Below are 23,460 nucleotides of genomic sequence, written 5' to 3'. Positions count from 1 at the left end.
CGGGGCAGGCCGAGCAGGCCCGCTATCGCTGGGCCGGGCCCTCGCCCTGTGCTAATGTCCGGCCATGACCGAGGTCGCAGACATTCCACTCCAGACGATTGTCGGAAAGCTCCGAGAGCTTGCTCCCGCCTTGAGGGCTGCGGGCATCAATCGCCTGTTCCTGTTTGGGTCCCGAGCGCGCGGCGACGCGCGCCCCGACAGCGACCTCGATGTTTTGGTAGAGACGACTGCGCATGGGGAAGAGCCACGTTTCGATTACTTCAAGGCTGTGAAACTGATCGAGGATCACATCGGCCTCGAAACTCAAATATCGATGCGAAACTTACTGAAGCCCCGCATGGCAGAACGCATCGCCGACGATTTGGTCGAGGTGTTCTGAATGCCGCCCACCGTCGAGGACCGGTTGCGAGACATTCTCGAGGCCATTGTCGAGATCGAGGCGTTGCTTGCGGGCTATGACTTCGCGCGATTCACCGCCGACAAGACCAGCCGTATGGCCACTGAACGCTATTTGGAAGTCATTTGCGAGGCCGCACGGCGGTTGCCCGACGAGATGAAGAAAGATGCGTCGAGCATAGATTGGCAAGCAATGGTGAATTTCGGCAATCGTTTGCGTCACGCCTATCATGCAACGGATGTTGGGATTGTATGGGCGACCGTTCAAGATCATCTCTCTCCATTGAAATCTTTCGTCGAAGGGCGCGTGCGACCGTCGAGTTGACGTGGACTCGCGCGCCCATAAGCAATGATGACTGTTCCCAAATCCACCGACATCAGATCCCTCGCCCGTGACCTTCGCTCCGGCAGCCGCGCGGCGCTGGCGCGGGCCATCACGCTGGTGGAGAGCCGGCGCGGCGACCATCAGGCACTGGCCCGGGAGCTGGTGCAGATGCTGCTGCCGGACACCGGCAAGGCATATCGCGTCGGCATCACCGGCTCGCCCGGCGTCGGCAAATCCACCACGATCGATGCGTTGGGTACGTATCTCATCGAGCAGGGCCACAAGGTCGCGGTGCTCGCGGTCGATCCGTCCTCGGCGCGCAGCGGCGGCTCGATTCTCGGTGACAAAACGCGGATGGCGCGGCTGTCAGCTTCCGATGCAGCCTTCATCCGTCCCTCGCCGTCCTCGGGCACGCTCGGCGGTGTCGCGGCGAAGACGCGCGAGGCGATGCTGCTGTGCGAGGCCGCCGGCTTCGGCGTCGTGCTGGTGGAAACGGTCGGCATCGGTCAGTCCGAGACCGCCGTCTGCGACATGACCGACTTCTTCCTTGCCCTGATGCTGCCGGGCGGCGGCGACGAGCTGCAGGGCATCAAAAAGGGCTTGGTCGAGCTCGCCGACATGATCGCGATCAACAAGGCCGACGGCGACAATTTGAAGCGCGCCAAGATCACCGCGGCCGATTATCGCGGCGCGCTGCATATTCTGGCGCCGCGGTCCGAGCATTGGCATCCGCCGGTAGAGACCTATTCGGCGCTGACCGGCGATGGCATCGCAAAGATCTGGCAAAAGATCCTGGATCACCGTAAGGCGATGAACGCCTCCGGCGATTTCGCCGCGCGGCGGCGCGAGCAGCAGGTGAAGTGGATGTGGTCGATGCTGGAGCAGCGCATGCTGGCGCGGCTGCGCAGCGAGGCCTCGGTGCGGAGCAAGGTTCGAAAGATCGAGGCCGATGTCGCCGATGGCCATCTCACGCCGGCGCTCGCCGCCGAGCAGATGCTGGAGTTGCTGCAATGAGCGACAAGCTCCGCATTCTCCTCACCGGCTTCGGTCCGTTTCCCGGCGCACCCCATAATCCGACCCAGCCGCTGGTGGCGCGGCTGGCGCAGTTGCGCCGGCCCGCGCTCGACGATGTCGTGCTCTCGAGCCACATTTTTCCGGTCACCTATGCCGCGGTTGACCGCCAACTGCCCGACGTGCTCGCCACGCAAAAGCCCGACGCGCTGCTGATGTTCGGCCTCGCCGCCCGCACGCCTTACTTGCGCATCGAGACGCGGGCGCGCAACGCCGTCACCATGCTCTGGCCCGATGCGGCCAACACCCGCTCGACCAAGCGCGGCATCGCCGGCCATGCCGACGCGATGATGTTCGGCCCGCACACCGCAAGGCTGCTGCGCGCCGCGCGACTCACCGGCATCGACGCGCGTCCCTCGCGCGACGCCGGCGCCTATCTCTGCAACTACTTAAGCTGGCGCGCGATCGAGCGCGTGAAGGCGGGGGGACCCAGGCTTGCGGCGTTCATCCACATTCCGCTGCTCGCGCGCAGCGGCGGCGTGCGCCGCAAGGGCGCAGCCCGCATCACGCTGGAGGAACTGGTGGATGCGGGGGAAGCGATGCTGATGGAGATGGTGCAGTTGGCACGCAAGGCGCGCGCTTCGTAGGGTGGATTAGCAAAGCGTAATCCACCTCATCTCCATCAACGGTTCCGTACTCGCGGTGACATGGTGGGTTACGCCTACGGCTAACCCACCCTACGCACCGTCTTTTGCGCAAACATTTAACCCTACCGCGAACAATCCTCACGGTCCTCGCCCTGCTGCGCTACGAAACCGCTGCGGACACCTCCCGCGTCCGCCGGAGGACGCGTCATGAACCTCAATCGCCGTCATCTCATCGGGGCTTCGACCGCGGGCATTGCCGGTGCGCTGGCCATGCCGGCCGATGCCGCGCGCGCCGCGCCGCTGACGTCGCTGCTCGGCCGCGATGCCACGCAATATGGTGTGCGGCCCGGCAGCAGCGAGGACCAGACCCGCGCGCTGCAGCGTGCCATCGACGAGGCCGCTCGGGCGCAACTGCCGCTCGCCTTGCCACCCGGCGTGTACCGGACCGGTCTGTTGCGGCTGCCGAACGACGCGCAGCTGATCGGCGTGCGCGGCGCGACCAAGCTCGTCTTCACCGGCGGCGCCTCGGCGATCCAGAGCGACGGCTCCGATGCGATCGGCCTCACCGGCATCACCTTCGACGGCGGCGGCATCCCGCTGCCGACACGGCGCGGCCTGATCCACGTCCTCGGCGGGCGCGACGTGCGCATCAGCGAATGCGCTATCACGAGCTCGGGCGGCAGCGGCATCTGGCTCGAGCAGGTCGCGGGCGACATCTCCGGCAATATCTTCACCGACATCGCGGTGACAGCGGTCGTGTCGTTCGACGCCAGGGGCCTCAGCGTCTGCCGCAACACGATTCTCGGCACCAACGACAACGGGATCGAGATCCTGCGCACCGCGATCGGCGATGACGGCACGCTGGTCGCCGACAACCGCATCGAGAACATCAAGGCCGGCCCCGGCGGCTCGGGCCAGTTCGGCAATGCCATCAACGCCTTTCGCGCCAGCAACGTGATCGTGCGCGGCAACCGTATCAGGAATTGCGACTATTCGGCGGTGCGCGGCAACTCGGCTTCGAACATCCACATCAGTGGCAACAGCGTCAGCGACGTGCGCGAGGTCGCGCTCTATTCCGAGTTCGCATTCGAGGCCGCGGTGATCGCCAACAACATCGTGGACGGCGCGGCCGTCGGCGTCTCGGTCTGCAATTTCAACGAGGGCGGCCGCATCGCGGTGGTCCAGGGCAACATCATCCGCAACCTGATCCCGAAGCGGCCGATCGGCACCGTGCCCGACGATGATGCCGGCGTCGGCATCTACATCGAGGCGGATTCTTCGGTGACCGGCAACGTGATCGAGAACGCGCCGTCCTACGGCATCGTCGCCGGCTGGGGCAGATATCTGCGCGACGTCGCGATCACGGGCAACGTGATCCGCAAGGCGCTGGCCGGCATCGGCGTCTCCGTGCTGCCGGGCGCCGGCACCGCGCTCGTCAACAACAACATGATCTCCGAGACGCCGCGCGGCGCCGTGGTCGGCCTCGATCACGCCCGCGCGGTGACGTCGGATCTATCCGCCGACGGCGCACAACGTTTTGCGCAGCTGGTGGTCGGCGGCAATGCGGTGCGGCGCTAGAAGGCGTTCCGCAGCAGCGGGTACTTCGCTTCCAGGCCGTCGAGGCTGAAAGTGAATTCGACGACGCGCTCGGGGGCGGCGACGATTTCCTCGGCGGGCGGGGCGAACTGCGGCAGGAGCGCCGCCATTGCTGCAGGCGCGGTCTTCGGCGGCTTCGTGGCAGGCACCGGCGGCCTCACTTCCGGCGCGGCGAATGGCCGTGTTGCGGCCGGCTCCGCGAGCGGCGATCTCACGGCAGGCGCAGTGAACGGTGCCTTCGCAGCGGGTGCCCTCAGCGGCGGCATCTCGGCAGGCGCGGTGAACGACGGCCAAGCTACGGGCATAGCAAGCGGCGCGATCGGGGCTTCGGTGACCTCCGCGAGCACGTCGGGCTTCGGATCGAGCCTCACCGGCATGACGGTCTCGGGAGCGATGTGAACGGCCTTGGGCTGCATCGTTTGCGCCTGCTGCTCGCGCGGCGCCATGCGAGGCATCGTCGCCGGCGACCAACCGAATGCCGGCGTCACGCTCGCAGCCGCCTCGGCGACGTCCGCCCCCGTCGCAAGGGCGCGCCAAGTCTGGACGGCGCGCTTGGCTTCCTGGATGTTTTCGAGAAAGACGATCTCGGAATGATAGCGGCGCCAGCGGCCGGTCTCAAACATCTCGGAGAGATGTTGCAGGCGCTGCTCGGCGAGAGCGCACCAGCGTGCCGCGATTTGGCGGCTGCCGGCCGCGTCGCGAACGAACTCTTCGCGAGCAAATTCTTGGCGATGTGTCATGAACCAGCCCGTCAGGAGAAAACACGGACGCGGGGGACGCAACGCACACGAATCAATTTAGACGCGACATGAATATTTTGTGGAAAAGTTTTGACTTGTCCAGCAACGACGCGGCATTCGTCGTCAAACACCGTAGTCGTGCGGTGATTTTCCGTGTTTTCGAGTCAAGCTTCGCACAAGCATGACGGAGTTGCGGCGGGACTCGCTCGCGACGGCGACCGAGGCCACGGCGACCTTCAACTGCAAGCTGAACGGATGCGAAGCTTCGAAAAATCGGACGCCAGAATCTTGTCTTGACGCGTTTTCTTCACGCGAACGGGCACCCGCTTCGCTCGAAAACGCTCTGAAAAGAAGAGACCCGTCCGGGGGGACAACCGGACGGGTCGAGCCATATGGGCGCTTGGGGTGGATGGGCGCTCGCGCCTGATATGACTGATGGGGAGGGATGACCGCTCCCACATCAGTTGGTCGGGGCAGCGGGCTGAACGTTCAATCCGGGGGTTCGCTTTTTTGACGCCGTCCCGTCGCGCAGATTTGTCGCGACCGCTATCGCGCCGCCGGCCTATCTGCCTGAGAAACCGCGGATTTATCCTCCGCGCTCGACAACGAAGGCTGCTCGATGGCGCGTATGCCCGGCTCGTCGCGACGCTTCGGAGCATCTTCACGTTTTGTTGTACCGGAGGCAGCAGCGACCGGCGTCGCGCTGTCGGCAGGAACAGCCATGACGGCGGCAAACGCGTCGGCCTGGCCGTCGCCGAAGAGGTCGTCGCGCCCGGGAGAGCCGAGGTCGCGTGCGGTCTTCACCAGCGTCATGCGCAGCGCTTCCGGCTTGAGTGCGTGGTTGCGCTCGAGCAGCAGCGCAGCGACGCCTGAGACATAGGCGGCCGAGAACGAGGTTCCCGACGTCACCTGGTATTTGCCGTCCGGTGCCGGCAGGAAGATGTCGACGCCGGGGGCCGCGACGGCGATGTAGTTGCCGCGGTTGGAGGCGGCGAACAGCCTGTCCTGCCGATCCGTCGCACTGACCGCAATCACGTTGGGGTTGGCCGCCGGATAGAGCGGGGGCGATTTCGCGCCCGCATTGCCGGCCGCTGCGATCAGCACGAGACCACGCGCGGCCGTCGCCGCGATCGCGCGCTCGATCACCGCGTCCTTCGGACCGGCAAAGCTCATGTTGACGATCTGCGCGCCGTGCTCGGCGGCGTAATTCAGGGAACGCAGGATGATATAGGACGAGCTCTCTGCACCGCCATTGGCACCGCCGAAGGCGCGGATGGCGATGATGCGGGCCTCGGGTGCGCTGCCCATCAGACGGGCATGGGCCGCGATCGCCCCGGCGATGCCGGTGCCGTGGACGTGCGGCCCTTCGGCACTGCCGAGCGCGTCGAAATTGTCGGCGATGGAATTGGCGAGCTCGGGATGCCGGGCGTCGATGCCGGAATCGATTACGGCGATCGTGACGTTGGCCCCGTGCGCCAACGTATGCGCCTGCGGCAGGCGCAGCTTTGCCAACGCGTATTGCGCAGGATCGCCCTCGGTGGCGGCCGACGATTTCTGGTCCTGGAGCACGTAGCGGAAGTTCGGCTGCAGCGAGCGCACGCTGCCGTCGGCCGCGAATTCGCGCCGCACGGTCTCATAGGGCCGGCCGTCGGCGATGCGGAACAGGCCGAACGTGGCTCCGATCAGCGGGAAATTCTCGGAAGCGAGGCGGGTCAGGCCGTGGCGACGCGCCAGCTCGTCGGCCTCGGCCGTCGACAGCGCGCCGTCGATCTCGGCGACGAATTCGCCTGCGAAGCTGCGCGAGGTCAGCACCACCGGCGTGTTGTTCCCACGCCCTTTGCCGGTGCTCTTCTTGCCGGATTTTCCGGTGCCCTCGCCGCCCGCGTTCGGCTGCGCCAGACATTCGCCGTCGGCACTGCGATAGGCTGCGGTGCAGGCCGGATAGAGATTCGGCGAGTAACGCGCATGGGGCAGCACCGGCGTCGTCGGCCGGATGCGCGACGTCGTGGGAATGCTCGCCATCGTCCGCGGGCCGCGGCCAACGCTCACCGCGCGCGCAGCGATGTTCGGGCTGACCCGCGGGGTGATGTTTGGAGAGACGGTCGGCGTGCGCGAGGGAACGCTGATCGTCGGCGTGCGCATGATCGCCTGCGCCTGCGCAAGCTCCACGCCGAAACAGAAGGCGACCAGAAGCGCAACGCCGACGGATGAAGCGCGGGCCCCAGTGCGCACCCTGCTCTCGGATTTGCCCGTCATCGGCTCGGCGGCGCGCCTAGGGCGCCGCGACGGCGAGGTTGACGAACTTCTCGCGCTGCATCCTGCCGAGCAGGGAAGCGAGCTCGTCCTGGCTCATCGCCTTGTCGAACTGGAGGCGGAACATGCCTCCCTTGGCATCGCCGATGATCGAGGCCTGGTAGCTGTCGAGCAGCGCGGTGATGTCGGCGACGCGCGCCTCAGGGGTGAAGCGCACCAGCGCGCGCGCCGGCGCGGCGGCGCTACCAAGCTCGCGCGTGATCGGTGCGCTGGTCGAGAGCGAAGCGGTCTGGAAGGTCGCCGGCTGGTTCTTCATCAGCACGGCGCCGATGATGCCGGCCTGCAGCACGAGCGCGACGGCACCGAGGCTCGCCGACCACGCCAGCGTGCGCGGCGACAAGCTCGCGAAGAAGGTCGAGATACGCGCCGACAGCGGCAGCGAGCCGCTCGCCTTCGCCGGCTCGGCATCGATCGCGGCGAACAGCTTCTGCATCGCGCGCGCCGACGGAGCGCCCAGGCTCTCGTTCAGATGAATGGTCTCTTCGTACTCGCCGCGGATCGCCGCATATTGCTTCGCCAGGTCCGGATCGCGCGCCAGCGCTTCCTCGACACGGCGCGCATCGCGCGCGTTCAGCGTGCCGGCAGCGTGCCAGGGCAGCAGCAGTTCAATTTCACTGGGCTCTTGCTCCAGCATCTTCTTGCTCAAAGCCATCATGGCCAGCCTCGCTCGACGCCGGCTGCCTTCAGCAGTTCGGCCAGTTTCTTGCGCGCATAGAACAAGCGCGTCTTCACAGTGTTCTCTGGTATCCCGACGATTTCGGCCACCTCTTCCACGGACTTCTCGTGGTAGTAGACGAGATCGACGATTTCCCGATGATCCGGCGAGAGGCCCGTCAGACACTCCCGCAACGCCTCACTGGTATCCTTCTTCTGCACCACCGTTTCCGGATCGTCGGACGTATCCTCGATCGCGTTGGCGGCGTCTTCGTCCAGCTCGAAATCCTTCCTGCGCCGGAGCGCAGACAGGGCCTTGAATCGGGTGATTGCCAGCAGCCAGGTGGAAACGGCAGATCGGCCCTCGAATTTGCCCGCTTGACGCCAGACGTCGAGAAACACCTCGCTGATGAGGTCTTCCGCCGCCTGCTCGTCCCGCACGAGCCTCAGCCCGAACCGGTAAACCCTGACATGGTGCCGCCCGTACAGCACCTGCATGGCGAGCCGGTCACCTTGAGCTATCCTGGCGATCAGGATCTCGTCTGAAGCCGCCTGTGTCGCGCTCAATGGCCGTCTCGCAAGGTTGGTCGGGTCGATGCGGTGGCCGGTTCGATGTGGGGGGCAAAATTGTTGAACCTACCGCAGTCATACGGGGGCTTGTGTGAGCTACCCCACATCCGGGCATTTTTCTTGTCCCACCCGTGGTGGTCAGCGTCGCTCATCCGAATCGGTACCATAATACTGCGATATTCCCTGCGGAATGCCTGCCCGGACATAGGCAGCCCGGCCTCATCCAGTTCCATAGCAGCCCCGCACCACCTTTGTCGCGCCAAGCCTCGCTTCGGCTCGACCGCAGCGCACACGATGATCATCGGTAAAATTCTCACGCTAGATGATCGCCTTGTTCCCTGCTGCACGGTTCGGATTCGATTTCAAAGGATACCAAACCTAAAGGCTTGCCACGTAGGTTTTTACGCTGACATCCACCATTGGCGGGACCATGGGTACGGCCGCGACGTCCTTTCCAGAGAGGAATGCCGCAGAGGTCGCGGATCTCGTCCTTGCGCCCGAGACGACGGCGCCCGAGGTCAGGGCGCGCCGCGTCTGGCAGCGTCGCCAGATGTATATCGGCCAGGTCGCGAGCTACTCGCTGGGCGGCGCGGTCCTGCTGCTCTACGCCTATGACGGCGCGGTCTCCATGGCCGTTCCGACGCTGTTCTGGCTCGGCGGCCTTCTGATCATCGGGACTTTCACGGTGCTGTCGGAGGCCGGTTTCGGCGACCGTTTCGACGATCATTACCTCACCGTCTATCAGATCTCGCTGCATATGGCGCTGCAACTGGTGTTCCTGCTCGCGGTGCCCACCATCGGGGTCGCGTTCCTTGCCGTATTGTTTCTGATCTTCGCGTTCGGCACGCTGCGGATGACGTCGAGCCAGGCCATGCTCACCTGGGGCCTCGCCACCTGCGGGCTCACCGTGGTTTTCCTGGGATCGGACCTGCCGATCGGACTGCCGGTCGCGACCCGGCTGCAGCGGACCGCCTCGATGCTCTGCTTCGTGCTGGTGATCGGGCAGTGCGCCTTCCTCGGCCTGTTCGGCGCCACGTTACGCAAGATCCTGTACAAGCGCAGCATCGAATTGAAGGCCGCCTATCGACGCATCGAGGAACTGGCCGAGCTCGACGAACTCACCGGCTCCTACAATCGCCGCTGCATCATGCGCCTGCTCGACGCCGAGATCGAGAGGTCGCGGCGGGCATCCACGCCCTTCGCGATCGCGCTGATCGATCTCGACTGGTTCAAGCGCATCAACGACGCTTACGGCCATCCCATTGGCGATGAGGTGCTGCGCACCTTCGCGATCACCATTTTCGCCAACATCCGCCCGGCCGACAGTTTCGGCCGCTACGGCGGCGAGGAATTCCTGCTGCTGCTGCCGGATACGTCGGGTGACGTCGCGCTCCGCACGCTCGAGCGCCTGCGCGGCATCGTCGCCGATCTCGACTGGGGCGCGTTCTCCCCCAGCATGCGGGTGACCATTTCCGCGGGCGTCGTGACGCTGCGCGACGTCGATACTGCCGACACGTTTCTCGCGCGCGCCGACAGCGCGCTCTATTCCGCCAAGGCGCAAGGGCGCAACTGCATTGCAGCGAGCTGACCGATCCTTTTTCCTCCGGCGCGACAGAAGCCGCTGCCGGACCGACCGCTCCAGGACAGAGCAATGAGATCCAATTCCGCAAGACCATCCGAAAGCCTGCTCGAGGAATTGCAGGCCGCCCTCTCGCACGGCACCGTCGCGCGCCGGTTGGAGACGCTCCGCCGCGTCACCGATCTCTTCGTGGGCAACGCGGTCGACTATTCCGACGACCATATCCGCGTGTTCGACGACGTGTTCCAGTGCCTGATCGAGCAGATCGAGACGTCGGCCAAGGCGCTGCTCGCCGAGCGGCTCGCGCCGATCGCAGCTGCGCCGCCGCAGATCATCCGCACGCTCGCGCTCGACGAGGTGATCGAGGTCTCCGGCCCCGTGCTGTCGAAGTCGGAGCGGCTGGACGAGGCAACATTGGTCGAGATTGCGCGCACCAGGAGCCAGGCGCATCTCAAGGCGATCTCGCTGCGGCGGACGCTGTCGGAAGCGCTGACCGACGTGCTGGTGGCGCGGGGCAATGAGGACGTGGTGCAGTCGACGGTCGGCAATCCGGGCGCGCGGTTCTCGGAGGAGTGTCTCGCCGACCTCGTCGTCCGCGCCGAGCGCGACGACGACCTCGCCGGCTGCATCGGCCTGCGGCCCGACCTGCCGCGCCATCACTATCTGAGGCTGGTCGCCAAGGCATCCTCGAGCGTGCGCAGGAAGCTCGCGGCTGCGCATCCCAAGCTCGCGGACGAGGTGTCGAGGGCGGTCGAGGAAGCGGCCCAACGGGTTCGCGCCGTCGCCAGGACGAAACAGACGGAGATGGCTCGCGCGCTGGTGAAGTCGCTGCACGAGGACGGCCGCCTCAACGAGCTCCAGGTCGCCACCTTCGCCGAGCAGGGCAAGTTCGACGAGACGAACGCGGCGCTGGCCGCACTCGCAGGGATCGCGGTCGAGACCGCCGAGACCATGATGATCGAGAGCCGCACCGAAGGCGTGATGATCCTCGCCAAGGCCGCGGGCATGCAATGGTCGAGCGTGCGCGCCATCATCGCCTTGCGCGAGAAGCTCTCCGGCGGGTCGCAGACCGACATGCTGAAGCTGCGCGACACCTATGAGGCGCTGCGCCCATCGACCGCGCAACAGGCGCTGCGCTTCCACCGCATGCAGTTGCACGCGACGCCGGCGGCATGAAGCCGGCGCGACTAAAGCGCGATGAGATTTCGATGGATCGTCATCGCGCTTTAGGTTGTTGGTTGCGCATGATCTTTCCGGAAAACCGCTTCGCACTTTTCCGGATCATGCTTTAATACCGCAAGACCCTCGATCCGACCGCCGTGCCGATCGCCGTCACCAGCGCGGTTGCGAGCGTGTACCAGGTCGCGACGAACAGCGGGGAATCGTCGGTGCAGTGCGAGGCATAGAGGGTCGCCGCAAGTCCCGCCGACACCAGCCCTGCGAGCGCTCCGGCGAGCGCGGGACTAGACGGCGCGCCGTGGCGCAGGCCGAACAGCGCCCCCGCAAGCAGCGGCAGCGCCATTGCGGGGATCGCGACCATGCAGACCCTGGAGTTCTTACCCACCAGGCGCATCGTCATCGGCATCGCCGGCGCCATCATCGCCTCGCTGCCAATCGCCACGGCGAGCAGGCCGACGGGAAGCAGCAGCAGCCAGCCCCAGCCGCGCAGCAGGGCTTCGGGACGCGACATATGAAGGCTGACGATGATGGCGGGGATTGCGAGCGACAACGTCACCGCGAACTTCATGTCGAAGAACGGGTTGCGCATGGCGCTCATGACGTCGGCGCGCACGCCGAAGAACGTCGCAAAGATCAGGATCGACAGCGGCGCAGCCACCAGCAGCGCCATGCTCAGCACCGCGCCGACGCGGGGCGCGCGGTGCGGATTGTCGGCGGCAAGCGAGCGAATGAGTTGATCGGTGTCCATGATCAATGGTCCCGCAATTTGGCGGTCAGCGCCGCAAGTCCGCGATGCAGCGCGACCCGGACCGCACCCTCGCTCATCGACAACCTTGCCGCCGTATCCTTGATCGAGGCGGCCTCGACCGCGATCGATTGCAGCACGTCGCGCTGACGCTGCGGCAGGGTTCCGAGCTGGGCGGCGACCTCGCCGGCTGAAGCGGTGTCCTGCGGCGCCTCGCCCGGCAGCGTCTCGGCGAAATCGTCGATGTTGACGAACACGCGCCTGCCGCGCCGCCGGAGCGCATCGATCAGCTTGTTGCGGCCGATCGCAAACAGCCAGGGCGCGAAGGGGGCTTCGCTGTCCCAGGTATGCCGCTTCAGATGTACCGCCAACAGAATCTCCTGCACGATATCCTCGGCCTGGTCGGGCGGCTGACCCGCCCGCGCCAAGCCACGCCTCGCGGCGGCCCGCAGCACCGGCGCGACTGCCTTCAACAGACGATGATACGCCGCATCATCGCCAGCCATGGCCGACCGCATCAGGCCGGTCCACTCGTCCTCACGTCCGCGCACGCGCGCCCCTCACCATGCAATTCGGCCGCTCTTTCAATTTGTTACGCGGGCGCCAAACATATCACGAATTCGTGATCAAGATCCGGGCCGCGCGACCGATGCGGCCGCAAACATCTGCGACGGCTCTTAACACCGATCGGTGCGTCCTGCATCGGGCGGGCGGCTGCGGGAGGGGTCTGCCGCGTTTTTGCCCGGTGTAGCCCGAAGATTCCCATTTTCTGCCCCGCTGTCGTCACGCCCCGGGGTCTCTGTTCGCTGCCGGGACGGGCGGAATTGGGGAGATCGTCGACATGATGAAAACCAGCGCGCGCGCGGCCCTGATCGTTTTGGCCGGGCTTGTCTTGCTGTCCGGGGGCCTCGCACAGGCGGCGCCGAACTTGGCCGCAGGCAACAAATCGGAGAGCGCCGACAAAGGGGCCGATACGGCCAAGCACCGGCGCCAAGACTCGCGCCGCACCGACAGCAGGAAGACGGGGCAGAAATCCGAGGACAAGGCCGACAAGAAGGACACGGCGGCCAAGCCCGACGAAGCCAAGAACGACAAGGCCGACAGTCAGGTCCCGGCCTCGAGCCAGCTGGCTCCGGAGGTCGCCAACGCCAATGCGCAGCTCGCCGCCGACACGCCGACTGCCGCGGCAGCCTCCGCGATGACGAACCGCGCCAACGACAACGTCCAGGCAGCCGCCGATAATACCAGCGCCGAGAGCCCCGAAAGCCAGGTCGTCGCGCCCGATCAACTCAACGACATCGATCGGGCCTTGCAGGAGACCCGGCCGCCGCAGAAGGCGGTGATCGCCGCAACCGAGGCGCAGCCGCGGCCGGCGCCGGTGATGGCCAGCAGCCAGCAGAGCTCCGCCTGGGACCAGAGCTCCCTGATCGGCAAGATCTTCATCGGCGTCGGCACATTGCTGACCCTGGCCTCCGCCGCGCGCATGTTCATGGCCTGATGGCCGGTTCCGCCGGGACGCGACCCCGCGCGCGTCCCGCGTCCGGCCCCCTTGAAGGCATCCGCGCCAGCGGGCACATTGCCCGCTCAATCGAAAGCGTGGGTGGAGCATGAGCACGTTCGAACACATCATCGTCGAGAGCGTCGGCGCGGTCGGCATCGTCAAGCTGAACCGGCCGAAGATGCTCAACGCGCTCTCGTTCGGCGTCTTCCGCGAGATCGCAGCTGCGGTCGACGATCTCGAGGCCGATGACGCCATCGGCTGCATCGTCGTGACCGGCAACGAGAAGGCCTTTGCCGCCGGCGCCGACATCAAGGAGATGCAGCCCAAGGGCTTCATCGACATGTTCTCCGAGGATTTCGCCGCGATCGGGGGCGACCGCATCGCGCGCTGTCGCAAGCCAACCATCGCCGCGGTCGCCGGCTACGCGCTCGGCGGCGGCTGCGAGCTCGCCATGATGTGCGATTTCATCATCGCCGCCGACACCGCGAAGTTCGGCCAGCCCGAGATCACGCTCGGCACCATTCCCGGCATCGGCGGCACCCAGCGGTTGACGCGCGCGATCGGCAAGTCCAAGGCCATGGACCTCTGCCTCACCGGCCGGATGATGGACGCCGCCGAAGCCGAGCGCTCCGGCCTGGTCAGCCGTATCGTACCCGCCGACAAGCTGATGGACGAGGTCATGGCGGCCGCCGAGAAGATCGCCGCGATGTCGCGCCCTGCGGCCGCGATGGCCAAGGAAGCGGTGAACCGCGCCTTCGAGACCACGCTCTCCGAAGGCATGAGCGTCGAACGCAACCTGTTCCATTCGACCTTCGCGCTCGAGGACCGCTCGGAGGGCATGGCGGCGTTCATCGAGAAGCGCAAGCCTGTGAACAAGAACCGGTAGCGCACGAGCCGGGCAGGCCGGTGTAAGGCTCTGGCGCTTTCCCGCGCACAGCCTGTGACGCGCCTGCAACAAGCACGGAATACATGGGAGTTTTGCCCGCGGCAGTTTGCCTGCGGGACCTCGGCTGGCTAAACAGTTAAGAGGCCATCGTCGGCGGGGGCGGACAGCCGGGGTTAAGCGAGATTACATGATTGGGCGTACCGCCAGAGCTGGTCGCGGGGTGACGCGACGTCGATCGAGCGCGGGTCATGCGCTTGCGACATGGACCACGCTGGCGTTCTCGTGCGCCCTTCCCTCCGCGGCATGGGCCGAAGCCCTGCCGGACGCCTTGGCAAAAGCCTATCAGACCAATCCGCAGCTCAATGCCGAGCGTGCGCGCCAGCGCGCCACCGACGAGAACGTGCCGCAGGCGCTGGCCGGCTACCGGCCGCAGATCGTGGCGAGCCTCAGCGCCGGCCTGCAATCGGTGCGCAATCTGTTGCCGGACAACACCATCCAGACCGGCAATCTGAAGCCCTGGATCATCGGCGTCACCGTGACGCAGAGCCTGTTCAACGGCTTCCGCACCGCCAACGGCGTGCGGGCCGCCGAGCTCCAGGTGCAGTCGGGCCGCGAAGCGCTCCGCAACGTCGGCCAGGGCGTGCTGCTCGATGCGGTCACCGCCTACACCAATGTTCTCGCCAACCAGTCGCTGGTCGAGGCGCAGCGCTCCAACGTCGCCTTCCTGCGCGAGACGCTCTCCGTCACCCAGCGCCGGCTCAATGCCGGCGACGTCACGCCGACCGACACCGCGCAGGCCGAGGCCCGCCTCAATCGTGGCCTTGCCGATCTCAACGCGGCCGAGGTCGCGCTTGCGGTCAGCCAGGCCACCTATGCGCAGGTGATCGGCAATGCGCCCTCGCAGCTCAGGCCTGCCGAGGCCGTCGACCGCTATCTGCCGAAGAGCCGCGAGGATGCCATGACGATGGCGATCCGCCAGCATCCGGCGGTGATGGCCGCCAGCTTCGACGTCGATGTCGCCTCCACCAACATCCGCATCGCCGAAGGGACGCTGCTGCCGAGCGCGACGATCCAGGGCAGCGCCAGCAAAAGCCGCAACAACGACCCGGCGCTCAGCACCCTCGCCGAGGACCAGGCTTCGATCGTCGCCAATGTCACCGCGCCGATCTACGACGGCGGCCAGGCCGCGGCGCAGACCCGGCAGGCCAAGGAGATCACGGCGCAGAGCCGGCTCGTGCTCGACCAGGTGCGCAATCAAGCGCGGACGGCGGCGGTCAGCGCCTGGGTTGCCAACGAAGGCGCCAAGATCACGGTCTCGGCCTCGGAGTCCGAGGTGAAGGCGGCCACCGTCGCGCTGCAGGGCGTGCAGCGCGAGGCCGCCGGCGGCCAGCGCACGACGGTGGACGTCTTGAACTCGCAGGCCGACCTGATCCAGGCCAAGGCCCGCCTGATCGGCGCGCAACGCGACCGCGTGATCGCCTCCTACACGCTGCTCAGCGCCATCGGCCATCTCGACGTCAAGACGCTTAACCTGAACACGCCGGATTATCTGCCCGAGGTGCACTACCACCAGGTCCGCGACGCTTGGCACGGCCTGCGCACGCCGTCGGGGCAGTAGCCTCAAATCTCTCTGGTGGAGGCCGATGAAAAGCCGCCGCATCCATCTGATGGGAGCCTCGGGCTGCGGCGTGACCACGATCGGTCGTGCGCTCGCGGGGCAGCTTGCGCTGCCGCATCACGACAGCGACGACTATTTTTGGCTGCCCACCGTGCCGCCCTATCGGACGACCCGCCCGGCCGCCGACCGCCTGCGCCTGATGCACGAGATGTTCTTGCCGCGTCTCGACTGGGTGCTGAGCGGGTCCGTCACCGGCTGGGGCGAAGAGCTCGTTTCGTACTTCGACCTGGTCGTCTTCGTGAGCGTGCCGCGCGAGATCCGGATGATGCGACTGCGCGCCCGCGAGGCCGCCCATTTCGGCGCTGATGCCGTCGCGCCGGGCGGCTGGCGCCATGGCGAGACCGAAGACTTCGTCGAATGGGCCTCCCATTACGAAGCCGGCGATCGCGAAGGCCGCAGTCTCGCCAAGCACGAAGCGTGGCTCTCGGGCCTGCCCTGCCCGGTCGTGCGCGTGGACGGCTCACGTCCGCTTGCGGAGCTTGTCGAGCAGCTATGCAGCGAAGCGGAGCGGTTGCCCGGTTGATGTGATATTCTCCTCCCACTCGCCGATAAAAAAACAAACCGGGAGAGAAACCGTGCTCAGCCGACGCAGCGTCCTGCTTGCCTCCCTTGCGGCCGGAGTAGCCATGACCAGCAAAGCCCATGCCCGCGCGGCGCAGCCTGCGACGCCGATCAATTTCGATGTGCCGGCGCATGCCTGCGACTGCCACACCCACATTCATGGCGATGTCGAAAAGTTTCCGTTCTTCACGGGCCGCGTCTATACGCCGGAGCCGGCTTCGCCGGAAGAAATGGCGGCGCTGCACAAGGCGCTGCATATCGAGCGCGTGGTGATTGTGACACCGAGCGTCTACGGCACCGACAATTCCTCCACACTGTTCGGCATGAAGGCGCGCGGCGAGACCGCGCGCGGCGTCGCCGTAATCGACGACAAGACGCCGGAGAGCGCGCTCGATACGATGCACCAGGACGGCTTCCGCGGCATCCGCCTCAATCTGGCGACCGGCGGCGTCAACGACCCCAATGTCGGCCGGCCGCGCTTCTCCGCCGCCGTCGAGCGCATGAAGGCGCGCGGCTGGCACGTGCAGCTCTACACCACGCTGGCCATGATCTCCGCGATCAAGGACCTCGTCGAGACGGCGCCGGTGCCGGTCGTGTTCGACCATTTCGGCGGCCTTCACGCTTCGCTCGGGCTGGAGCAGCCGGGCTTCTCCGACCTCGTCGCGCTGGTGAAGTCCGGCAAGGCCTATGTGAAGATCTCGGGCGCCTATCGCTCGTCGAAGCTGGCGCCCGACTATCAGGACATGGTGCCCTATGCCCGCGCGCTGATCGCGGCCAATGCGGACCGCATCGTCTGGGGCACCGACTGGCCGCATCCGGATTCGAGCCGCGTCGAGGGCCGCAAGCCCACCGACATCGCGCCGCTCTATCAGATCGACGACGGCCGCCTGCTCAACCAGCTTCCGGTGTGGGCGCCGGATGCCGAGGTGCGCAAGAAGATCCTGGTCGACAATCCGGCGCGGCTCTACGGGTTCTGACGGTCAGCGCGCGCGACGGGAGAAGAAGGAGATCAGCACCGGCAAGGTCACCAGAATCACGACCGGCGCCAGCATCATGCCGGTGACGACGACGACCGCGAGCGGCTTCTGCACCTGCGAGCCGATGCCTTCGGACAGCGCTGCCGGCAGGAGGCCGACGCCTGCGACGACACAGGTCATCAGCACCGGCCGGAGCTGCAGCTCGCCGGTGCGCACCACCGCGCTCATGCGGTCCATGCCCTCTTCGATCAGCTGGTTGAACTGCGAGAGGATGATGATGCCGTCCATCACCGCGATGCCGAACAGCGCAATGAAGCCGATCGCCGCGGAGACGCTGAACGCGGTGCCCGAGATCAAGAGGCCGAGCACGCCGCCGAAGATCGCCATCGGAATCACGCTCATCGCGAGCAGCGTGTCGGTCATCGAGCCGAAATTAAACCAGAGCAGCACGCCGATCAGCGCCAGCGAGATCGGCACCACGATCGACAGCCTCCGGATCGCATCCTGGAGGTTGCCGAACTCGCCGACCCATTCCATGTGCGAGCCCGGCGGCAGCTGTACCTGCGCGGCGATCTTCTGCTGCGCCTCGCGGATCGCGCTGCCGAGATCGCGTTCGCGCACCGAGAACTTGATCGGCAGATAACGCTCCTGCTGCTCGCGATAGATGTAGGCCGCACCCGAGACGAGGCTGATGGTCGCGACCTCGCTTAAGGGAATCTGCGTGACGGTGCCGTTCGGTCCGGGCGCGCCAATCCGCAAATTCTGGATCGCCTCGGCGCTGCGGCGGTATTCCGGCGCGAGGCGCACGATAATCGGGAAGTGGCGGTCGCTGCCGGGCTCGTAAAGATCTCCGGCGCTGTCGCCGCCGATCGCGACCTTGATGGTCGCGTTGATGTCGCCCGGTGCAAGGCCGTAGCGCGCCGCCTTGGCGCGGTCGATGTCGATCTGGACGGTCGGTTGGCCCAGCGAAGTGAACACAGCAAGGTCGGTGACGCCCTGCACGGTGGCGAGCACGGACTTGATCTTGTTGGCGGTGTCGGTGAGCGCCTGAAGGTCGCTGCCGAACAGCTTGATCGAGTTCTCGCCCTTCACGCCGGAGACGGCTTCGGAGACGTTGTCCTGGAGATATTGCGAGAAGTTGAACTCGACGCCGGGGAAGCGATCGTCGAGCTGCTTGAGCAGCTGCGCGGTCAGCTCTTCCTTGTCGCGGGTACCGGGCCACTGGCTCACGGGCTTCAGCGGCGCGAAGAACTCGGCGTTGAAGAAGCCGGCGGCGTCGGTACCGTCGTCGGGACGGCCGTGTTGCGAGACGACGGATTCGACCTCGGGCCGGGCGCGGATCACCTTGCGCATCTCATTGACGTAGCTGTTGCCTTCCTGAAGCGAGATGGTCGGCGGCAGCGTGGCGCGGATCCAGAGGTTGCCCTCCTCCAGCTTCGGCAGGAATTCGAGGCCGAGCAGCCGGGCGAGCGCGACCGTCATCAACACCAGACCGACCGCGGCGCCGAGGACGATGTTGCGGTTGGCGACCGCCCAGTTCAGCACAGGCATGTAGAGCCGGTGCAGGATCAGCATCACCTTCGTCTCGGTCTCCTCGACATGCGCCGGCAGGATGATCGCGGACAGCGCGGGAGTCACGGTGAAGGTGGCAAGCAGGCCGCCGGCCAGTGCGTAGGCATAGGTCCGCGCCATCGGTCCGAAGATGTTGCCCTCGACGCCAGAGAGCGTGAACAGCGGCAGGAACGCCGCGATAATGATCGCCGCGGCGAAGAAGATCGATCGCGAGACGTCGGCCGCCGCGCTGAGGATGGCATGGCTCTTCATGCCGAACAGCGTCTCGGGCGACATATGCTCGGATTCCGACATCGGTGTCGTTTGCGTCAGGCGGCGGAAGATCGCCTCCACCATGATCACGGTGGCATCGACAATGAGACCGAAATCGATCGCACCGACCGACAGAAGGTTGGCCGATTCCCCGCGCAGCACCAGGATGATGACCGCAAAAAAAAGCGCGAACGGGATGGTGGCGCCGACGATCAGCGCGCTCCGGAGATCGCCGAGGAAGATCCACTGCAACAGCACGATCAGCAGGATGCCCACCACCATGTTGTGCAGCACGGTGTGGGTGGTGAGCTCGATCAGGTCGCCGCGGTCGTAGATGCGCTCGATGCGCACGCCGGGCGGCAGGATGCTGGAGTTGTTGATGGATTGAACGAGCTCGTGGACGCGCCTGATGGTCGGCGAGCTCTGCTCGCCGCGCCGCATCAGGACGATGCCCTGCACGATGTCGTCGGAATCGTCGAGGCCGGCAATGCCGAGACGTGGCTTCTGACCGACGGTGACGGTGGCGACGTCCTTCACCAGCACCGGATTGCCGCCGGTCTGCGCCACCATGGTGTTGGCGAGGTCGTCGATCGAGCGGATCAGGCCGACGCCGCGCACCACCGCCGATTGCTGGCCGATATCAACGGTGTTACCGCCGACATTGACGTTGGAATTGCCGACCGCCTGCAGCAGTTGCGGCAACGTCAACCCGTTAGCGACCAGCTTGTTGAAGTCGACCTGGATCTCGTAGGTCTTGCTCTTGCCGCCCCAGCCGGTGACGTCGATGACTCCCGGCACGGCGCGGAAGCGGCGCTGCAGGATCCAGTCCTGAATGGTCTTGAGGTCGAGCACGCTGTAGTTCGGCGGCCCGACGAGACGGTAGCGGAATATCTCGCCGATCGGGCTGAGCGGCGAGATCTGCGGCTGCACGTTGCCGGGCAGCGGCGCAAGCTGAGCCAGGCGGTTCAAGACCTGCTGCAACGCCTCGTCATAGGTGTAGGCGAAGGAGAACTGGATCTTGACGTCGGAGAGGCCGTAGAGCGAGATGGTACGGATGGTCGTGACGTTCTTCAGACCGGCAACCTGGGTCTCGATCGGGATCGTGATGTAGCGCTCGATCTCTTCCGCCGACAGGCCCGGGCTCTGCGTCACGATGTCGACCATCGGCGGAGTCGGATCGGGATAGGCTTCGATGTTGAGCCGGTTGAACGCGATCAAGCCGCCGATCAGCACGGCGACGAACATGCCGACCATCAGGAAACGCCGGTTGACGGCAAGGGCAACGAGACGATCCATTCAGGTCTTCAATTTTCTTGGGTCGTCGATCAGCTGCCGGACGCCGCGCGGTCGATGAACAAGCTGCCTTTGGTGACGATCTGCTCGCCGGGTTTCAGATTGCTGGTGACCTCGACGAGGTTGCCGTTGATCAGACCGATCTTGATCTGGCGCAGCTCGACCGACTTGTCCTCGCGCGCGACCCAGAGGCGGACCTTGTCGGCCTCGTAGATCAGCGCATGCTTCGGCACCGCCGGCGCGGCGCGGTCGCCGGCCGAATAGATCGTGACGTTCGCGAACATTTCCGGCTTGAGCAGCCCGTCCTTGTTGTCGATCGTGGCGCGGACCTGCAGGCGGCGGGTGGCGGGGTCGATCGCGGCAGCAACGTAGTTGATCTTGGCGCTGAACGGACGGCCCGGCAGCGCCATCACATTGACGGTGATGTCCTGCCCGATGCACACCGCGGCCGCATCGCTCTCGCGCACGAAGGCGGTGAGCCAGACCGTGGAGAGGTCGCCGACCACGAAGACCGGATCGCTGGCGCCGGAATTGACGTATTGGCCCGGGCCGATCTTGCGTTGCACGACCGTGCCGGAGATCGGCGAGTAGATCGTGATCTCCCGATCGATGACGCCCTTTTCCTGGAACGTCTTGGTGGCTTCGTCGGTGAAGCCGAGGATGCGCAGCTTGTTGCGCGCGGCTTCCAGCGCCGCCACCGAGGAGCGCATGTCGTTTTGCGCCTGCACCTGGGCCGCTTCCGCCTGCTGGTAATCCTTGAGCGGAATGGCATGGCCCTCGTAGAGGTCCTTGGCGCGCTTGAACTGGATGTCGGAAAGCTCGAGCGCCGACTTCGCCTTGTTCTGCGAGGTCATCGCCGCGATGAAATCGTTCTGGGCCTGCACGGTGTCGGCGGCCTCGATCGTAAACAGCGGTTGACCTTGCTTCAGCGTCTCGCCGGGCTTGGCGAGCAGCTTGGTGACACGGCCTGCATAGGGCGAGAACACCGGCGTCGAACGATCCTCGTCGACCGCGACCTTACCCTCGGTGACATACTCGGCCCGGAAGCTCCTGGCGGCGACCGGCTCGATCGTCAACGTCGCCCATTCGGACGGTGTCGGCGTGAAGGTCTGCGCGTTTCTGCGCGACTGGCTGGAGATGTCGGAGTGCTTCTTTGCCTTCGGGCCCGAAGAGAACAAGCCGTACGCTCCGACACCGGCGCCGGCGACAGCTAGTAAGACTACGAATGCGATCACCCGTTGTTTTGCAATCACGTGCAATCGCTTGGTATTCTCAACTGCCATGGGGCCCGGTCGTGTCTGCGACGATCTCGGCAAATGATTGCCTCATCGGTCGCGCTAATAGTGCCGAATTGGGAGTTCAAACAACCTAAAAAACGCGTCGGCCCTTTCGGTTTGCGTTAAAATTCTGGGACTTGTCAGCTTCATGTCAGCTTCGGCCCGGCCATTGTGCCGAATGACTGCCGAGCGGCATCGCCGGACGGCTCCAATGCGCCGGCGTCTTCGACAGCCGAGCGGAATGCTGCACCGCCTTCAACGTGCCGAAGCCAGATTGCATGTGCTCTATGAACGCAGCATGTACGGCCTGTCCCGGGACATCGGGGGTATTCAATCCGCCCTCGAGTCGACCGAGATTCCTCAGCCAGAATGTCGGCGGGGCTCTGCATCGCTGCTTCTCTCCCCGCTCATTTGCTGTACTTTTCGCGACCGTGTCATGATCGCAGAAAGGATTGCAATGGCCGCCATCGATCCCCTCATCGCAGGTGCCGTGTTCATCGCGACGGCGGCCACCGACGCCGTCTATGTCATGTTCACCTCGGCCGTGATCGCGCGCAAGCGCATCCCGGCGGCGAACTGGAGCGCGGTCTGGTACCTGCTCTCCTCTTACGCCGTGATCAGCTACACCGAGAACGTCTTCTACGTTGCCTTTGCCGCAATCGGCTCCTGGGCCGGCGCCTATGCCTCGTTGACCTTCCTGCACCGCCCGCCCGGCGGCCCGCCGGTGGGAGCGGCGCCGGAGTGAAGTCTCTCCGCGTCATTGCGAGGAGCCCTTGCGACGAAGCAATGGATGCATTTCTGGATTGCTTCGCGGAGCCTGTCATCGGGCCGCGCTTTGCGCGGATCCGGTGGCTCGCAATGACGACGTGGAGGCTTCTGGGCGCCTCGCGAAACAGCTACACTCGCAGCTCCAACAAAAAGGAGCCAACAATGGATCTCGGTCTCAAAGGCAAGAACGCTGTGGTGCTCGGCGGCACGCGTGGCATCGGGCGGGCGATTGCGGCGACGCTGGCCGGCGAAGGTGCCAATGTCGCGGTGTGCGCGCGCAACGCCGATCAGGTTGCGGCCACCGTCGGGGAGTTGAAGGCGAGCGGCATCCGCGCCACCGGCGGCGCGGTCGACGTCACCGACGGCGCGGCGCTCAAAAGCTGGATCGAGACGGCTGCGCAAGAGCTCGGCGGCATCAACATGCTGTTCTCCAATGCCGGCGCAATGGCGCAAGGGCACGACCCCGCATCCTGGGAGCAGAACTTTCGGCTCGATGTGCTCGGCGCCGTGCACGCCTTCGACGCCGCCCGACCGTTCCTCGAGACAAGCGGCGCCGGCAGCGGCGATGCGGCCTTCGTGATCATCTCGTCGATCTCCGCGGCGCAGGCGGACACGGCCAGCTCCTACGGCCCGATCAAGGCCGCGCTGATCCACATGGCCAAGGGACTGGCGCGGCAATACGCGAAGAAGAAGATCCGCGTGAATGTCGTGTCGCCCGGCACCGTCTATTTCAAAGGCGGCGTCTGGGAGATGATCGAGAAGAACATGCCGGAGCGGTACCAGGACGCGATGAAGCGCAACCCGACCGGCCGCATGGCAACGCCGCAGGACATCGCGAGCGCGGCGGTGTTTCTGGCCAGCCCGGTGTCGGGATTCACGACGGGTTCGAATTTCGTCGTGGACGGCGCGATTTCGAACAGGGTGAATTTTTGAGGGCAGC

General features: G+C 65.7%; 22 protein-coding genes and 1 pseudogene. 14 read left to right on the top strand and 9 right to left on the bottom strand.

The features are described from left to right. Positions 1 to 64: 64 nt before the first annotated feature. The 5 genes from I6F33_RS31850 (at position 65) to I6F33_RS31830 (ending at position 3,957) form a co-directional block, all read left to right on the top strand. Positions 65 to 379 carry a nucleotidyltransferase family protein gene (locus tag I6F33_RS31850; protein WP_057027169.1) on the top strand — a complete coding sequence of 105 codons (315 nt, stop codon included), beginning with the start codon at positions 65 to 67 and terminating at the stop codon, positions 377 to 379. Further along, positions 380 to 721, top strand: a complete 342-nt coding sequence (locus I6F33_RS31845; RefSeq protein ID WP_225145176.1) for a DUF86 domain-containing protein — start codon at positions 380 to 382, stop codon at positions 719 to 721. A gap of 27 nt (positions 722 to 748) precedes the next feature. Then, complete coding sequence (meaB, locus tag I6F33_RS31840) at positions 749 to 1,735, top strand: methylmalonyl Co-A mutase-associated GTPase MeaB (protein ID WP_225145180.1); 987 nt, start codon at positions 749 to 751, stop codon at positions 1,733 to 1,735. Continuing rightward, positions 1,732 to 2,379, top strand: a complete 648-nt coding sequence (locus tag I6F33_RS31835) for a pyroglutamyl-peptidase I (RefSeq protein ID WP_225145175.1) — start codon at positions 1,732 to 1,734, stop codon at positions 2,377 to 2,379. The genes meaB and I6F33_RS31835 overlap by 4 nt, the downstream gene beginning before the upstream one ends. Positions 2,380 to 2,586: 207 nt before the next feature. Then, the gene (locus I6F33_RS31830; RefSeq protein ID WP_225145174.1) at positions 2,587 to 3,957 is read left to right on the top strand and encodes a TIGR03808 family TAT-translocated repetitive protein; all 1,371 of its coding nucleotides are present in this window, start codon (positions 2,587 to 2,589) and stop codon (positions 3,955 to 3,957) included. On the opposite strand, the gene I6F33_RS31825 is transcribed toward I6F33_RS31830, so the two are convergent. The 4 genes from I6F33_RS31825 to I6F33_RS31810 form a co-directional block, all read right to left on the bottom strand. Further along, the gene (locus tag I6F33_RS31825) at positions 3,954 to 4,715 is read right to left on the bottom strand and encodes a TIGR03809 family protein (RefSeq protein ID WP_225145173.1); all 762 of its coding nucleotides are present in this window, start codon (positions 4,713 to 4,715) and stop codon (positions 3,954 to 3,956) included. The two genes, I6F33_RS31830 and I6F33_RS31825, sit on opposite strands and share 4 nt — an antisense overlap. 546 nt (positions 4,716 to 5,261) lie before the next feature. After that, the gene (locus tag I6F33_RS31820; protein WP_225145172.1) at positions 5,262 to 6,971 is read right to left on the bottom strand and encodes a S8 family serine peptidase; all 1,710 of its coding nucleotides are present in this window, start codon (positions 6,969 to 6,971) and stop codon (positions 5,262 to 5,264) included. A 16-nt stretch (positions 6,972 to 6,987) separates the two neighbouring features. Further along, positions 6,988 to 7,683: a hypothetical protein gene (locus I6F33_RS31815; protein WP_225145171.1), complete on the bottom strand. Its 696-nt coding sequence runs from the start codon at positions 7,681 to 7,683 to the stop codon at positions 6,988 to 6,990. Further along, complete coding sequence (locus tag I6F33_RS31810; RefSeq protein WP_036006024.1) at positions 7,680 to 8,249, bottom strand: sigma-70 family RNA polymerase sigma factor; 570 nt, start codon at positions 8,247 to 8,249, stop codon at positions 7,680 to 7,682. Before I6F33_RS31810 ends, I6F33_RS31815 begins: the two co-directional genes overlap by 4 nt. Before the next feature lie 433 nt (positions 8,250 to 8,682). Here I6F33_RS31810 and I6F33_RS31805 point away from each other — a divergent pair, with 433 nt between their 5' ends. Then, positions 8,683 to 9,840, top strand: a complete 1,158-nt coding sequence (locus I6F33_RS31805; protein WP_225145170.1) for a GGDEF domain-containing protein — start codon at positions 8,683 to 8,685, stop codon at positions 9,838 to 9,840. 63 nt (positions 9,841 to 9,903) lie between these two features. Further along, a complete protein-coding gene (locus tag I6F33_RS31800) occupies positions 9,904 to 11,007 on the top strand; it encodes a DUF2336 domain-containing protein (RefSeq protein ID WP_225145169.1) in 1,104 nt (367 codons plus the stop codon). 112 nt (positions 11,008 to 11,119) lie between these two features. Here the strand turns inward: I6F33_RS31800 and I6F33_RS31795 are convergent, their stop codons facing one another. Further along, a complete protein-coding gene (locus tag I6F33_RS31795) occupies positions 11,120 to 11,758 on the bottom strand; it encodes an NrsF family protein (protein WP_225145168.1) in 639 nt (212 codons plus the stop codon). Positions 11,759 to 11,760: 2 nt separating this feature from the next. Further along, positions 11,761 to 12,306, bottom strand: a complete 546-nt coding sequence (locus I6F33_RS31790; RefSeq protein ID WP_036006032.1) for a sigma-70 family RNA polymerase sigma factor — start codon at positions 12,304 to 12,306, stop codon at positions 11,761 to 11,763. Between the two features lie 290 nt (positions 12,307 to 12,596). Between I6F33_RS31790 and I6F33_RS31785 the strand changes: the two genes are divergently transcribed. From I6F33_RS31785 to I6F33_RS31765, 5 genes are all read left to right on the top strand, one after another. Continuing rightward, positions 12,597 to 13,253 (top strand): hypothetical protein, encoded by a 657-nt coding sequence (locus I6F33_RS31785; protein ID WP_225145167.1) that lies wholly within the window; start codon positions 12,597 to 12,599, stop codon positions 13,251 to 13,253. A 109-nt stretch (positions 13,254 to 13,362) separates the two neighbouring features. Further along, a complete protein-coding gene (locus tag I6F33_RS31780; RefSeq protein ID WP_036006037.1) occupies positions 13,363 to 14,142 on the top strand; it encodes an enoyl-CoA hydratase in 780 nt (259 codons plus the stop codon). A gap of 187 nt (positions 14,143 to 14,329) precedes the next feature. Further along, positions 14,330 to 15,760, top strand: coding sequence for a TolC family outer membrane protein (locus I6F33_RS31775; RefSeq protein WP_085972056.1), 1,431 nt, complete (start codon positions 14,330 to 14,332; stop codon positions 15,758 to 15,760). Between the two features lie 25 nt (positions 15,761 to 15,785). Then, positions 15,786 to 16,343 (top strand): hypothetical protein, encoded by a 558-nt coding sequence (locus tag I6F33_RS31770; protein ID WP_225133441.1) that lies wholly within the window; start codon positions 15,786 to 15,788, stop codon positions 16,341 to 16,343. 52 nt (positions 16,344 to 16,395) lie between these two features. After that, a complete protein-coding gene (locus tag I6F33_RS31765; protein WP_036023125.1) occupies positions 16,396 to 17,358 on the top strand; it encodes an amidohydrolase family protein in 963 nt (320 codons plus the stop codon). Positions 17,359 to 17,361: 3 nt separating this feature from the next. Here the strand turns inward: I6F33_RS31765 and I6F33_RS31760 are convergent, their stop codons facing one another. The 3 genes and pseudogenes from I6F33_RS31760 to I6F33_RS31750 all read right to left on the bottom strand — a co-directional run. Then, positions 17,362 to 20,478 carry an efflux RND transporter permease subunit gene (locus I6F33_RS31760; RefSeq protein WP_225145166.1) on the bottom strand — a complete coding sequence of 1,039 codons (3,117 nt, stop codon included), beginning with the start codon at positions 20,476 to 20,478 and terminating at the stop codon, positions 17,362 to 17,364. A gap of 29 nt (positions 20,479 to 20,507) precedes the next feature. Further along, positions 20,508 to 21,758 carry an efflux RND transporter periplasmic adaptor subunit gene (locus tag I6F33_RS31755; protein ID WP_036006053.1) on the bottom strand — a complete coding sequence of 417 codons (1,251 nt, stop codon included), beginning with the start codon at positions 21,756 to 21,758 and terminating at the stop codon, positions 20,508 to 20,510. 145 nt (positions 21,759 to 21,903) lie between these two features. Continuing rightward, positions 21,904 to 22,119 (bottom strand): annotated as a pseudogene (locus I6F33_RS31750) (CoA transferase); the annotation flags it as partial. A 90-nt stretch (positions 22,120 to 22,209) separates the two neighbouring features. Here I6F33_RS31750 and I6F33_RS31745 point away from each other — a divergent pair. After that, the gene (locus tag I6F33_RS31745; RefSeq protein WP_036006055.1) at positions 22,210 to 22,497 is read left to right on the top strand and encodes a hypothetical protein; all 288 of its coding nucleotides are present in this window, start codon (positions 22,210 to 22,212) and stop codon (positions 22,495 to 22,497) included. A 185-nt stretch (positions 22,498 to 22,682) separates the two neighbouring features. Next, a complete protein-coding gene (locus I6F33_RS31740) occupies positions 22,683 to 23,453 on the top strand; it encodes an SDR family NAD(P)-dependent oxidoreductase (protein ID WP_225145165.1) in 771 nt (256 codons plus the stop codon). Positions 23,454 to 23,460: the final 7 nt, after the last annotated feature.

It is taken from the genome of Bradyrhizobium sp. BRP20, assembly GCF_020194215.1.
Taxonomy (GTDB): domain Bacteria; phylum Pseudomonadota; class Alphaproteobacteria; order Rhizobiales; family Xanthobacteraceae; genus Bradyrhizobium; species Bradyrhizobium yuanmingense.
Note: the sequence above shows the minus strand (reverse complement) of the source record. Positions and strands in the feature narration are given on the sequence as shown.

Excerpts from the sequence above, each read along its gene's own strand:
- I6F33_RS31850 (WP_057027169.1), top strand. The coding sequence starts at position 65 with ATGACCGAGGTCGCAGACATTCCACTCCAGACGATTGTCGGAAAGCTC.
- I6F33_RS31845 (WP_225145176.1), top strand. The coding sequence starts at position 380 with ATGCCGCCCACCGTCGAGGACCGGTTGCGAGACATTCTCGAGGCCATT.
- meaB (WP_225145180.1), top strand. The coding sequence starts at position 749 with ATGACTGTTCCCAAATCCACCGACATCAGATCCCTCGCCCGTGACCTT.
- I6F33_RS31835 (WP_225145175.1), top strand. The coding sequence starts at position 1,732 with ATGAGCGACAAGCTCCGCATTCTCCTCACCGGCTTCGGTCCGTTTCCC.
- I6F33_RS31830 (WP_225145174.1), top strand. The coding sequence starts at position 2,587 with ATGAACCTCAATCGCCGTCATCTCATCGGGGCTTCGACCGCGGGCATT.
- I6F33_RS31825 (WP_225145173.1), bottom strand. The coding sequence starts at position 4,715 with ATGACACATCGCCAAGAATTTGCTCGCGAAGAGTTCGTTCGCGACGCG.
- I6F33_RS31820 (WP_225145172.1), bottom strand. The coding sequence starts at position 6,971 with ATGACGGGCAAATCCGAGAGCAGGGTGCGCACTGGGGCCCGCGCTTCA.
- I6F33_RS31815 (WP_225145171.1), bottom strand. The coding sequence starts at position 7,683 with ATGATGGCTTTGAGCAAGAAGATGCTGGAGCAAGAGCCCAGTGAAATT.
- I6F33_RS31805 (WP_225145170.1), top strand. The coding sequence starts at position 8,683 with ATGGGTACGGCCGCGACGTCCTTTCCAGAGAGGAATGCCGCAGAGGTC.
- I6F33_RS31800 (WP_225145169.1), top strand. The coding sequence starts at position 9,904 with ATGAGATCCAATTCCGCAAGACCATCCGAAAGCCTGCTCGAGGAATTG.
- I6F33_RS31795 (WP_225145168.1), bottom strand. The coding sequence starts at position 11,758 with ATGGACACCGATCAACTCATTCGCTCGCTTGCCGCCGACAATCCGCAC.
- I6F33_RS31785 (WP_225145167.1), top strand. The coding sequence starts at position 12,597 with ATGATGAAAACCAGCGCGCGCGCGGCCCTGATCGTTTTGGCCGGGCTT.
- I6F33_RS31780 (WP_036006037.1), top strand. The coding sequence starts at position 13,363 with ATGAGCACGTTCGAACACATCATCGTCGAGAGCGTCGGCGCGGTCGGC.
- I6F33_RS31775 (WP_085972056.1), top strand. The coding sequence starts at position 14,330 with ATGATTGGGCGTACCGCCAGAGCTGGTCGCGGGGTGACGCGACGTCGA.
- I6F33_RS31770 (WP_225133441.1), top strand. The coding sequence starts at position 15,786 with ATGAAAAGCCGCCGCATCCATCTGATGGGAGCCTCGGGCTGCGGCGTG.
- I6F33_RS31760 (WP_225145166.1), bottom strand. The coding sequence starts at position 20,478 with ATGGATCGTCTCGTTGCCCTTGCCGTCAACCGGCGTTTCCTGATGGTC.
- I6F33_RS31755 (WP_036006053.1), bottom strand. The coding sequence starts at position 21,758 with ATGGCAGTTGAGAATACCAAGCGATTGCACGTGATTGCAAAACAACGG.
- I6F33_RS31745 (WP_036006055.1), top strand. The coding sequence starts at position 22,210 with ATGGCCGCCATCGATCCCCTCATCGCAGGTGCCGTGTTCATCGCGACG.
- I6F33_RS31740 (WP_225145165.1), top strand. The coding sequence starts at position 22,683 with ATGGATCTCGGTCTCAAAGGCAAGAACGCTGTGGTGCTCGGCGGCACG.